The 13107-nt window shown below is 39.9% G+C and carries 7 protein-coding genes; 1 reads left to right on the forward strand and 6 read right to left on the reverse strand.

Annotated features, from left to right (window positions below; genetic code table 11):
* Window positions 1-32 precede the first annotated feature (32 nt).
* Genes DVR12_RS09230 through DVR12_RS09255 form a run of 6 tightly spaced genes read right to left on the reverse strand, consistent with a single transcriptional unit; the run spans window position 33 to window position 11533 of the window.
* The gene (locus DVR12_RS09230; RefSeq protein WP_116975378.1) at window positions 33-2399 is read right to left on the reverse strand and encodes an ABC transporter permease; all 2367 of its coding nucleotides are present in this window, start codon (window positions 2397-2399) and stop codon (window positions 33-35) included.
* 4 nt (window positions 2400-2403) lie between these two features.
* Window positions 2404-4764 (reverse strand): ABC transporter permease, encoded by a 2361-nt coding sequence (locus tag DVR12_RS09235; protein ID WP_116975379.1) that lies wholly within the window; start codon window positions 4762-4764, stop codon window positions 2404-2406.
* A 4-nt stretch (window positions 4765-4768) separates the two neighbouring features.
* Window positions 4769-7123 (reverse strand): ABC transporter permease, encoded by a 2355-nt coding sequence (locus DVR12_RS09240; protein WP_116975380.1) that lies wholly within the window; start codon window positions 7121-7123, stop codon window positions 4769-4771.
* 2 nt (window positions 7124-7125) lie between these two features.
* The gene (locus DVR12_RS09245; protein ID WP_116975381.1) at window positions 7126-9525 is read right to left on the reverse strand and encodes an ABC transporter permease; all 2400 of its coding nucleotides are present in this window, start codon (window positions 9523-9525) and stop codon (window positions 7126-7128) included.
* A 31-nt stretch (window positions 9526-9556) separates the two neighbouring features.
* Window positions 9557-10246, reverse strand: a complete 690-nt coding sequence (locus tag DVR12_RS09250) for an ABC transporter ATP-binding protein (RefSeq protein ID WP_116975382.1) — start codon at window positions 10244-10246, stop codon at window positions 9557-9559.
* A 39-nt stretch (window positions 10247-10285) separates the two neighbouring features.
* Window positions 10286-11533, reverse strand: a complete 1248-nt coding sequence (locus DVR12_RS09255; RefSeq protein ID WP_116975383.1) for an efflux RND transporter periplasmic adaptor subunit — start codon at window positions 11531-11533, stop codon at window positions 10286-10288.
* A 225-nt stretch (window positions 11534-11758) separates the two neighbouring features.
* On the opposite strand from DVR12_RS09255, the gene DVR12_RS09260 reads away from it, so the two are divergent.
* Window positions 11759-13105: a sigma-54-dependent transcriptional regulator gene (locus DVR12_RS09260; protein WP_116975384.1), complete on the forward strand. Its 1347-nt coding sequence runs from the start codon at window positions 11759-11761 to the stop codon at window positions 13103-13105.
* The last annotated feature ends 2 nt before the right edge of the window (window positions 13106-13107 follow it).

The raw sequence follows: 13107 nt of genomic DNA on the forward strand, positions 1-13107 counted from the left end.
AAGCGGGGCGTGTAGACACACGCTCCGATTCTCTAATCACTTGTTATTTTTAATGATGTTACAGGGTTACGCAAGGCTGCTTTTAGTACTTGCCAGCCTATTGCAATTATCGCCACAGTCAAGACCAGAGCGGCCGACAGCATAAACATCCACACATTCAGTTCTACGCGATAAGCAAATTGTTGGAGCCAAAGTTTCATCAAATACCAGGCTACGGGTGTAGCTACGATCAATGAAACGAACACCAGTTTAATAAATTCTTTTGATAATAATAAAACCAGTTGTCCGAGGTTCGCTCCTAAAACCTTCCGAATTCCAATTTCTTTTGTCCGTTGCTCTGCCGAAAAGGTAGCTAGTCCTAACAACCCCAAAGCCGCAATAAGTATAGTTATGGCCGTGAATCCATCAAAAATATTCATCAATTGATTTTCTTCCTTATACATCCTATTGAATGCATCATCCAGAAACTGGTATTGAAAAGTTGATTGAGGATCAATTCCAGCATGGATTTTATCAATTTGATTTAATAATCCTGGCAGATTGGCCCTGGGCGAAAACTTTACATATAAGCAGCCAGAGGTTTCTTTCCCCCAGGCTAAAGAATTTTCCTTTTCTATGAAAAGTGCCAACGGTGTAATGGCGCGGTGTAATGAGCTAAAGTTAAAATCCTTTACTATTCCCACTACTTCCTTATTTAACCCTCCTATCTTAACAACCTTGCCAATAGGTGCCCTGTCGATGTTCAGGTTCCTTACAGCGGTTTCATTAAGAACAATAGTATTGCTCGCCCCCAGTTTCAGATCTATTGGCTTCTCTTTCCACTGCAGATCACAAAGCCTTATCAGTGGCTCATCTACCTGTAATACAGACAATGAATAGGAAGATTTACTTTCTTCATCGTTAACGAACCAGATATCAACTCCCTCATACAAAGGATACCTGGCAGTTCCTGTTCCCTCCACCTCCTTTAAAGCAGCAACCTGTGATTTATAGGTCTGGTAGTTTGTTCCAATAGATGAACGAAAGGGTAGCATTAATATATGATCCCTGTTTACTCCAGTGTTGGTATGCTTGAAGAAATGCAACTGATCCCGGATAATGATACTACTCACGATCAGAATTCCAGCAATCACAAACTGGAAGACAGTAAGGACTTTTGTAACCGAGCGATGTTTTCCGAGCCTCAGACCTTCAGCCGGTTTATAACGCGATAGAATAAACGCTGGATAACTTCCTGATACCAGTACTGTCAAAATCAACAGCCCCAAATAGATAGAAATGGCTATCGGGTTAAACAAAAATCGATCATCAATCTTAATATCAAAACGAGCAAAAAGCGTGTTATGCAGAAATACAAACAGGAGGATGGCGGCACCAAATGCAATAAGGGCATAAATCCCTGATTCTACATAAAACTGCCAGGCAATATGTTTGTAGTTTGCACCTAATGACTTTCTGATTGAAATTTCCTTTACTCTCCTGAAAGCATTGGCTGTTGTTAAGCTCATATAATTGATAAATGCCATCAGCAATATCAATCCGGCTACCAGAGGGAAAAGTTTTAAATATCGAACCTGTCCGGTTGTTTCTTTGTGTGTATCAATGAATGGACGTAATATGGCTCTTACAGGAAATTCGCCTTCCTTTATTTCTCCGGTAAGCTGCTTTTCAAGCAATGTTGCATCTGTTGGATTATTCAGTTTCAGAAATACGGTAAATGGACCTCCATTTCCTCTGCTATCTGTGACCAGCGTTTTTAGAGCATCCATGCCGTTCCAACTGGAAGCAGACAATATAAAATCTGCCTTTATACTTGAGTTAGATGGCATATCGGCCATGATACCAGTAACCTGAAACAAGTATTTGTTGTCGTAAAGCAGCTGCTGGCCAATTGCCATTGTTTGCCCAAAGTATTTTTTCGCCATCTGCTCACTGATCACCATACTAAATGGCTGCTGTAATACCGCAGTAGCACTTCCAGCTTTCAGCTCAAAGGAGAAAAAACTGAAGAAATTAGCATCTGCAAACATGATATTTTGTTCAGCATCTTTCAGAGCCGGATTTTTAACAGACTGAATTACAACATCATTTGCTAACGCATTGGAGATTCGCGAATAATCATTTACAGACGAATACTCCTCCCTGATCCGCGGAGCTATTGCATAATTGAACTTTTCGAGCTGAATTGTATCAGTATTCAGTTTTAGCCTGTTTACTAATGTGAAGATTTTATCGCTTCCTTTATGCCATCTGTCGTAACTCAATTCATGACCTACAAATAATAAAATTAAAATACCAACACACAAACCAGCGGCCAATCCACCTATTTTTATCCCACTATAAAGTTTCCTGCTTGTAAGATTTCGCCACGCCACCTGTATATAATTGTCTAAAAGCATAGTTTTAATCGTTTCTTAGATTTTCTGTAGGATTAACCAGTACAGATTTCCAGGTTTGAGAAGAAATGATAGCCAGAGCCAATAATAGTAAGACAACGAAGCCACCTAACATTGGTAGAATTCCCAAATCTACCCTATAGGCAAAGATTCGGAGGAAGAACATGCTGCCTGTAATGCCAATTGGAAGAGCAATACAGCTGGCAATAAATATGAGTTTGATAAAGCTTTTCGAAAGCAGTAATATTAAATTAAGCAGGTCGGCACCTAAAATTTTACGAACACTTATTTCCTTCCTCCTCATAAACGAGGTATAGGAAACAATTCCCAATAATCCCAAACCAGCGATAGATGTACAAATAAGTACCAGTACTCCCAGCAGAGAGATAACCTCCTGGCCATTTCTGGCCTTTAATGATTTATCCATCCATTCTGCATTCATTTCCTTTCCGGGATGAAATGCTACCCATATATTTTGGATTTCACTTACCTGTTTTTCCTTATTCCCTGCAATTAACTTAACCTGCAACTGGTTGAACTGAGCCGGATCATAGCGCAAAGCCATTGGACGAATATCTACTTCTATTGGCTGGTAGTTAAAGTCTTTAACTACTCCGGTAATCGTAACAGGAACTGAATCAGATACCCAAACTGTATGTCCTACCGCTTCATCAGGCAATTTGAATCCTAATGTTCTTGTAGCCTTCTCATTCACAATTATGTATTGCTCCTGATTCGCTGTGCGCTGTGCCGGAAAGTTGTTGCCAGCTACTAAGGAAAGCCCCATGATTTTTATAAAATCATTGTCGGCGGCATAGTATCCAAACTCAATTCCGTCTTTATTGTCCTGTGTTCTGATCCGGCAAAAACCAGTATGTCTTGGCATTCCCAAAATTCCCGAAGATGCAGTTACGCCTTCCACATCCTTCAGCATTAGTAAGCGTTGTTTGATCAGCTGATAGTCTGTTTTTTCTAATGGAACATCGAGAATATCTTTCCTGTTAAATCCCATATCCATTTCGGCCTTGAAGGAGAATTGACGATATACTGTAACCAGGAAAAGTATGGAGGCGATAGACAGTGTGAATTGTATTACAATCAGTGTTTTTCTTAAGCCAATCCCCCCGGGTAATTTGATATCTACCAGGTTTTTTAGCACTTTAATCGGGTCGAATGAAGAAAGGCTCCAGGCAGGGATAATACCGGCCACTATGCCAGTGGTAATACTGAATAAAGTAAATAATAGCAGTAGTTTGAAATCTAATAATTTAAGTTGAGGTTGAAATACTGTTAATAATATTAGAGCCAGTACTAAAGAGATCAGGCATAAAATCACTGATTCAACAATAAATTGCATAAAGATCTGCCAACGCTTAGCCCCGTTTACCTTATGAATTCCTACCTCTTTAGCACGTTGCAGAGATCTTACGATTGTGAGATTTACATAGTTAAAACATGCACATAACAACAGACCCAACGCAACCAGGGCTTCGGCCAATACCTTTCCCCAGGGTGGAGCGTTACCGATATCTCCATACAATTCCTGAGAAGGTGTAATCTTTGTAAATGATTGTTTTTCAAAGTATAAAGAACCTCTTTTCTCTTTAATCATTATATCGTACCGATGCGACTCCCTTGCCAGAATACTACCGAAAGCTGAAGCTCCTTTACCATGCCGCATTAATACATAAGTGTAGCTATCATCTACATTATCCCAGTTATTTAAACGAGGGGTTAATGCACCACTTTGTTCCAGTATCTCAACCCTGGCTACCGGTGCAAATACCTCAAAGTCGATATGTGAATGGGATTCTGTTGGCTCCAGCACTCCGCTTACTATATAGTCTCCTAATTTACCGATCTGCATTGTTTTACCAATAGGATCGGTAGTTCCAAAGAAACGTTCTGCCGTAGTAGCAGTTAATACAATAGAATTGGGATTACTAAAAACAGTAGCGGCATTGCCCCATTTCAATTTAAAGCCAAATACAGTAAAAAATGAAGGAGTTGTAAAAGCTCCCCTGACCGGCAACTCTTTATCTGTAGTTTTAGCATCTCCGTTTAGTGCACCATAAAGACTTACTACGTCTTCTGCATCTGTATAATTTCGTTTTATATCATCCCCTAAAGGCAAAGGTGTACTAGCCAAATGATATTTGCGGCCATCAGGTGTTTGCACATGCGTGGTAGCTCTGAAAATCCGGCTGGCATTAGGATGGAAATTATCGTAACTAAATGTTTCTTTTAAAGATACCAATACCATTAAGCAAACAGCCATGCTAATCGCCAGCCCGACGATATTGATGAAGGTGAATAACCTTTGTTTTCGCAAATTCCTGAATGCCAGGATCAAATATCTTTTAAACATAGAATTACTCAGATTTTAAGGATTGTACAGGATTTATCAGTGCTGCTTTTACAGACTGATAGCTAACTGTAAACAATGCAATAAGAACAGCAACTATGCCGGCTCCGACAAATAATGAAACAGATAAATCTGTATGATAAGCAAAGTCTGATAACCACTTATTCATGATGTACCAACTCAATGGAATAGCCAGCAGAATACCGATTGTAACAAGTTTCAGGAATTCCTTGGAGAGCAATGCTGTAACACTAAATACAGAAGCTCCCATCACTTTTCTTATGCCAATTTCTTTTCTTCTCTGCTCTGCTGTAAATACAGACAACCCAAATAATCCAATACAGGAGATAAATACAGCAACTATTGCGAATACCAGCGACAGCTTGCGTAGCATAGTTTCCGACTGGTATAGGTTGTCGAATGTTTCATCAAAGAAGTGGTAATCGACAGGCACACCAGGATTTATCTTTTCTAATGCTCCCGTGATAGAAGCTACCTGCGAAGAAACCTGCCCTTTAGGCAGCCTGATCATCAGGAGCCCATCACCTGGTTCCAGCATCATCACCAGGGGTGAAATAGCTTCATGCAGGGAGGTAAAATGGAAATCCTTAACTACTCCTACTATGGTGCCTTTCCCTCTCCAGAAGGAAATTTGCTTGCCTACCGGATCTTTCATTCCCATAATCTTTGCCGCGGTTTCATTAATGATATAGGCACCGGAATCTGACGCAAATTCTCTGGAAAAGAATCTACCTTCTTTCATTGTAAGTCCAAGCGTTTGAGGATAATCGTACCCCACCACCAATGGAGCTGTATTAACCGAAAAGTTCTCAGGCTTTCCTTCCCAGTTTAGGTTAGAACTGCTACCACCAATATAAATGGGTAGTGCGCTACTATAGGTAAATGATTTAACAGCAGGAAGTTGCTTCAATGTTTCCTCTACCAGCTGTTGCTTACCAGCGAGGTTTGGATCTAATTGTACATACATCACATTCTCTCTGTCGACACCCAGATTACGGTTGTAGATGTAGCGCATTTGATTATAAACAACAGCACTGCTTACGATAAATGTAAACGAAACAAGGAATTGTACCACCACCAGGTTCTTACGAAACAGTGCTGAACCTGAGCCATTCCCATAATCACCCTTCAGTACTTTCACAGGCATAAAACGAGATAAAACAAAGGAAGGATATATACCAGCCAGTACTCCGGTAATAAGGGTTACACTTATTAAGATCAGTGCGAACTTACTAATTAGCTGCCAGGAGAATTCGATATGCTTTCCGGTGAAGCTGTTGAAGGCCGGCATTAAAAGTACGGTAACAACACCTGCTATTAGGGCTGCAATACCACAAAGTAATATGGCTTCAGCGGTAAACTGGAATATTAATGATTTCCGGGAAGCACCGATCGATTTACGTACTCCCACTTCCTTCGCTCGTTTTGAAGCCTGCGCGGTAGACAGGTTGGTAAAGTTGATAGATGCGATCAGCAATACAATCAATGCAGTTATTAAGAAGAGGCGCAAATACTCTATACGCCCACCTACTATTTTACCATTTGAATACCTTCCATACAGGTAAACATCTTCGAAAGACTGAAGCCATAACCTGGTATCGGATTCAGGATGTTTATGTTTGTAATCGGCCTGTAGTTTATTATTGAACTGATTGATATTTGTACCGGCTTTTAGTGCCAACAAGGTAGTTGCAACGTAGTTATCAGATTCCTTCATGTAAGGCTCTTGCTGCAGGAGCAGCGACATTGGAAGCAGGAAATCGAAACTAACAGAAGAGTTTGAAGGCACATCTTTAACAACTCCGGTTACCATCAGGCTTTCTTTATTATCGAGCTTCATAAGCTTACCAACAGGATCTGTATCTCCAAAATATCGTTTAGCAGTTGAAGATGTAAGAACTATTGAATTAGGCTGAGTTAAGGCTGTTGAAAGATTTCCCGATATCCATCCGAAGTCTAACTCAGATGGGAAATTAGAGGAAACATATAAGTATTTTGATTGTATTGAAACCTTATCATTTGCCGACAATACAATATTAGATGCGCGATTAAAGTATTGTACATTTGCTGTAACCTCCGGGAAAGTATTCTGAATTTCACTTCCCGATTTAATTGTACTTACACTACTGGTATGAACACCACCCCAATTCAAATCTACATTTAATCTATAGAGGTTTTTTCCGTTATGATGGAACTTATTTGTGCTATATTCATCGGTTACCCAGCAAACGAGCAACATACATACAGCCATTCCAAATGCCAGCCCTAATACATTCAGTGTTGTAAAAAAACGGCTACGTTGCAAACTTCTCCAGGCAACACGAAAGTAGTTCCGAATCATACTTACTCAGATTTAAGAGATTTAACAGGATTTGCGAGAGCAGCTTTGATAGCTTGTGTACTTATAGCTGCAATGGCTATCAGAATAACCAGTGCAACGGCCATTAGCATCAGCCACCACTCTACCGAAATTCGAAATGCAAAATGCTCTAACCATTTGTTCATTCCGAAATAAGCAAATGGTAATCCGCAAATCCCACCAATTAATACCAGTTTCAGAAAATCTTTGGTTAACAGAACTGAAATATTAGCGATGCTGGCACCCAAGACCTTGCGAATACCAATTTCCCTGGTTCGTTGTCTGGCTATTAAAATTGATAATCCCAGCAAGCCGATACAGGCTATGAGTATAGTTAATCCGGCAAAGATGCCAAACAGTTTTCCTAATGTATTTTCACCCTTATATTCATCTTCAATAATTTGATCCACGAATGAATGATCAAATAATAAATCAGGCGCAAAACTGTTGAATAATTGTTCAAATTCTTTTAGTTGAGCAAGATGATCTCCTGGCATTAATCTTACCGTCAGATTTCCAACATCTCTGTTTCTGATTTTGTAGAGAACAGGATCAACTGCTTCTTTCAGATTCTGAACATTGAAATTGGATACAACACCTACCACTGTTCCATGGAAAACTCTACTGCCCGGACGCCATTCTATTCGCTTACCAAGAATGGTTTCAGAAGTATATCCAAATCTTTGTGCGGCTATTTCATTGACTATAAAAGCGTCGGAACTATCGGTCGACATTTGGGGATTAAAGTCACGACCCGAAATCAATTTTAATTTTAAAGTTTTTATCAGGTCAAAGTCGGATTGAATAATCCCGGCAGCAAAGCTTTCTTTGCTATCTGCTCCTTCATTGGCAACGGGGTTATTACTAAAGATGCCCTGACCCAGCATCATATTATTAAGGGTAGCACCCTTTACGTCTGTGCGTTGTAATAAAGTAGTTCTGAAAGCTTCCGCAGCACCGGATTTCATGCCACCAACCGGAATATTTACCAGATGCTCTTTATCAAACCCCAAGTTTTTATGTTGCCAGAATTTAAGCTGAGAGTATACTACACCTGCACAAATAATCATGCCTACAGCTATGGCAAATTGAAATACTACCAGCGTTTTACGAAGAAGCGTTCCAGCATTGGATGTATTGAAATTTCCCTTTAATACTTTCACAGGTACCAGTGAAGATAAATAGAAGGCAGGGTAGCTGCCAGCAACCAGTCCAACTATTGCAGTCAGTAAAATCACTCCAATGTAAAGGAAACTATCTGGTTTAAGTATTGAAATATTTTTTATTGCTATTGTGTTGAACGTTGGCAGAAAAATAAATACCAATCCAATAGCTATAACCAATGATATAACACTGATGATCGAAGACTCAGTAAGGAATTGAAATATCAGGCTTTTCTTTTCGGCCCCCAAAGCTTTTCTCAGACCTACCTCTTTTGCTCTTTCATGAGCTCTTGCAGTTGTGAGATTAATAAAATTGAAGCAGGCAATCAGTATTAAGAATCCGGCTATTGCCAGATAAATCCAGACAATGGAAGATTTATCAACCCCTCCTTTATCGCCTTGTGGGTGGAGGTGAACATTTTTCAATGGTTGTAACTCAAATGTAAAGTCGATAGCCAGCATCTTTAGAATTTTGCTGATATGCAGATCTATCATTGCATTTAAATCAGACTTAAGAGAAGCCGGATCCACTTTATCTTCTAACAGAACATAAGTAGCATTATTCTGAAACATGAACCATTGCTTTTCCAGATCAGAGCTATCTTTCTTTGCCTGAGCAATCAGGGTAGCATAAGAAAGCATGACATCGAGATGAAGATCTGTGTTCTCTGGCATGTCTTTCATTACACCAATGACGGTGCAATGAAAATTGTTTTCCACAAACAGGCTTTTTCCAACTGCTGGTTCGCTGCCAAAATATCTGTGGGCTGCTTTCTCAGATAATACAGCAGTATACGGGTCTTTTAACTCAGCACTTCCTGTGATTAACGGGAAGGTGAAAATTTTAAAGAAAGCAGGGTCGATATATGCGATGTTATCACTTAGTTTTTTATCGCCAACCTGGATCTGATCATTTGTATCTAAATAAACTCTTGTGCTTTCTTTGATTCCTTTTACTTCTTTTTTGATAGTAGATCCTACAGGAATCTGGGTTGCAGCAGCATATTGTGTAGGGGAGTTTTTATCTTTACTTACAGTGGTGACGCGATAAATGTTTTTTCCGTTGGTATGAAAATTATCAAAGCTTAGCTCATCTCTGACATATAGTACAATAAAAATGCAACAAGTCATGCCCACAGCCAATCCAAGTATATTGATACCAGTAATCAGCTTATGTCTTTTGAGATGGCGAATAGCAATTTTAATATAGTTCCTGAACATCTTGATGTGGTTTTAGAATGGCGGTAATAAATCACACGTGAAACTGTTCCTTGATATTTTCTGTTACTACCCTACCATCGAAAAGATTAATAATTCTGTGAGCAAATCCGGCATCATACGGAGAGTGTGTTACCATTATGAGAGTTGTTCCTGAATTGTTCAACTCCTGTAATAGTTTCATTACTTCTTCTCCATTGGAAGAATCGAGGTTTCCTGTGGGCTCATCCGCAAGGATTAAGTTAGGCTTGGCTACTACGGCGCGGGCAATTGCAACTCTTTGTTGCTGCCCTCCGGATAATTGTTGTGGGAAGTGGTTACGGCGATGCATAATATTCATTCTTTCCAACACTTCTTCTACTTTTACTTTTCTTTCAGCTGCCGGAACTTTCAGATAGAGCAAGGGCAGTTCTACATTTTCAAAAACTGTTAGCTCATCAATCAGGTTAAAGCTTTGGAATACAAACCCGATAGAGCCTTTACGAAGCTGAGCGCGTTGTCTTTCGCTCATACGGGCTACTTCTTTTCCCCAGAAGTGGTATTCTCCATCTGAAGGGTTGTCCAATAAGCCAAGAATATTTAATAATGTAGATTTTCCGCAACCAGATGGACCCATGATCGCCACAAACTCTCCATCATGCACCTCCATGTTAATTCCATTTAACGCCGTGGTTTCTACCTCTTCTGTAGTAAACAGCTTCTGTAAGTTGACAGTGCGAATCATAAGTTTTGATAGTTTGATGTTTTATTAAAAATGGATGATTTAAAACGATAGAACTTCCTTATTTCCGAAGTTTTCATAGGAGGAAACAATAACCTGGTCTCCGGGCTGTAGCCCTTCCAATACTTCAAAATATAATGGATTTTTTCTTCCAAGAGAAATTGTGCGTTTCACGGCTTTATTACCGCTTTTATCCAGCACATATACCCAGTTTCCGCCAGTATCGCTGAAAAATCCGCCAAGTGGCAACAGTGTTGCTTCCTGAGACTTTCCTAGCACCAATCTGATAGGGGAAGACTGCCCTCTTCTGATTCCTTTGGGTGTCTCCTTTTCAAAGGTCATATCGGCCTGGAAGCGACCGCTTTTAACCTCAGGGTAGACCTTGGTAACAATCATGTCATAAGATTTACCATCAAATTCGAAAGAAGCCCTTAATCCGGAAAATACCTGTGAAACATAATGCTCGTCGATATCTGCACGCAATTTAAACCCGTCCAGATCATCAATTTGCCCTATGTTCTGGCCTGCTGTAATACTGGAACCAACCTCCACATCAATGCTGGATAATTGGCCAGAAACAGGAGCCCTAACAATCAGGCTATTCAGATTTTGGCGCATTAACTCCAGGTTCTGCTGCGTACGGCGCAGGGTTCCTTCCAGTTGGGAGATCTGAGCGGTAGCGTTCTCACGTTGATAACGCTGTGATTCGACCTGAATTGCTTTCTGCCTTTGAAGCCCTTCCAGCTCGTACTTATTCTTATTAAACTCCTGGCGGGCTACGATCTTCTCCTCTACCAATTGTTTATTTCTGTCATATAAATCTTTTGCTACATCTATTTTCATATCCAGTTCAGAAATAGTCTGCTGCATAGAAAACTCTTGCTGCCGGATATTCAAACGGGTGTTCTGCAATTCGTTTCTAAGCCGGTAGATTTCAGTTTCATGATTTACGAAATCCATCATCATATGCTGGTTATCGAGTCGGAGGATCGAATCCCCTGCTTTCACCATACTACCTCCTTCAAGGTATTTACGACTAACATACCCACCTTCAATGGCATCCAGCCTGATAGTCTTTAGTGGCATTACCACGGCTGTTACAGCAATGTAAACATCAAAGGTGCCCTTCTTAACTGTAGCAATAGTTATTTTATCTTTTTCTACGTTAAGGGTAGCTCTATGATCGGCAAAAATCAAAGTGTATAGGAGCAACAATGCTACTAACGCACCACCACTAATCATTATGATGCGTTTCTTATTCCAAAACTTCTTTTCTATTTTTCTGTCCATGTGTCAAAGCGAAAAAAATGCTTCCAAGGAAATTCAATCCACATGCCAAAGCTCAAAAACGGCTACAACAGGCCATTTCATTGAGTTTCTACCTTTCTGAAACGTCCTTTCGCGGACAAACAACGTTCATAATCGGACACTTTTAAAAGTTCCTGAAATTAGCTGTGGCATTGAAAAAATCTTTGTTTAATATTGTCTCGTATTCACCCTTCGAAATTATAAAATATGCAACCCGGAAAAATTCTTATAGTAGACGACGATGTAGATGTTTTAAGAGCAGCCAGATTATTACTCAAAAGACATTTTGAGCAAGTTGATTTTGAAAAAAATCCACAAAAAATTCCATACCTCGTAACCAACTTCGATTACGATGTTATTCTGCTCGACATGAATTTTACCAGAGATTTAAGCAGCGGAAAAGAAGGGTTCGAATGGCTGGATCGTATTCTGGATATTAAACCCGATACAGCTGTTGTATTATTTACAGCTTATGGTGATGTTGAAATGGCCGTACGTGCAATAAAAGCAGGAGCTACAGACTTTGTACTGAAACCATGGGAAAATGAAAAATTACTGGCTACCATCCAAACGGCCTACGACAAACATAATGCAAAACAAAATAAACCCATAGCCGCAACTCCCACTACCACCGGGAACTCAAACATCATCGGGAAAAGTCAGGCTATGCTTAGCATATTCGACACTATCTCAAGAGTTGCCGCTACAGATGCCAATATTCTGATCCTGGGAGAAAACGGTACGGGAAAAGATCTACTTGCCCGGCAAATACATACCCAATCCCACAGAAGCAATAAACCTTTCGTGAGTGTAGATCTGGGAGCTATTAGCGAAAGCCTTTTCGAAAGCGAACTATTTGGCCATGTAAAAGGAGCATTTACAGATGCCAGGGAAGATAGAACCGGAAGATTTGAAGAGGCTAACGGTGGCACTATTTTCCTCGATGAAATCGGTAATATTTCAATCCCTCTTCAAGCAAAATTATTGACAGTTTTACAAAACAGATTTGTTACCAAAGTAGGCTCCAATAAACAAATCCCTATTGATGTAAGGCTGATCTGTGCTACCAATCGCAATATTCAATATCAGGCCAGTCAACAGCTTTTCAGACAGGATTTATTATACAGGATTAATACCATAGAAATTCAATTACCTCCTCTGAGAGAAAGAAAAGAAGACATAGTTCCGTTGGCCGAACATTTTTTACAGCTATACAGAGAGAAATATAAACGTCCGGTAAATAGCTTACAGGATTCATTGATCAACCAGCTCGAGAAGTATGACTGGCCCGGCAATATCAGGGAATTACAACATGCAATAGAAAGAGCTGTAATATTATCACAAAGCAAATCTCTGCAACCTAAAGATGTATTTGTAAAGAACAATCAGAACTCCGAACAATCTGCAGACACAGGATATAACCTGGAAGAAATGGAACGAAATATCATTACCCAGGCAATGAAGAAATGTAACGGCAATATTACGGAAGCTGCCAAGGAACTGGGTTTGAGCAGAGCCGCGTTGTACAGACGTTTGGAAAAATATAATATCTGAGC

Origin of the sequence: Chitinophaga silvatica (assembly GCF_003419895.1) — a bacterium.
In the GTDB taxonomy this organism is placed as follows: Bacteria; Bacteroidota; Bacteroidia; order Chitinophagales; family Chitinophagaceae; genus Chitinophaga; species Chitinophaga silvatica.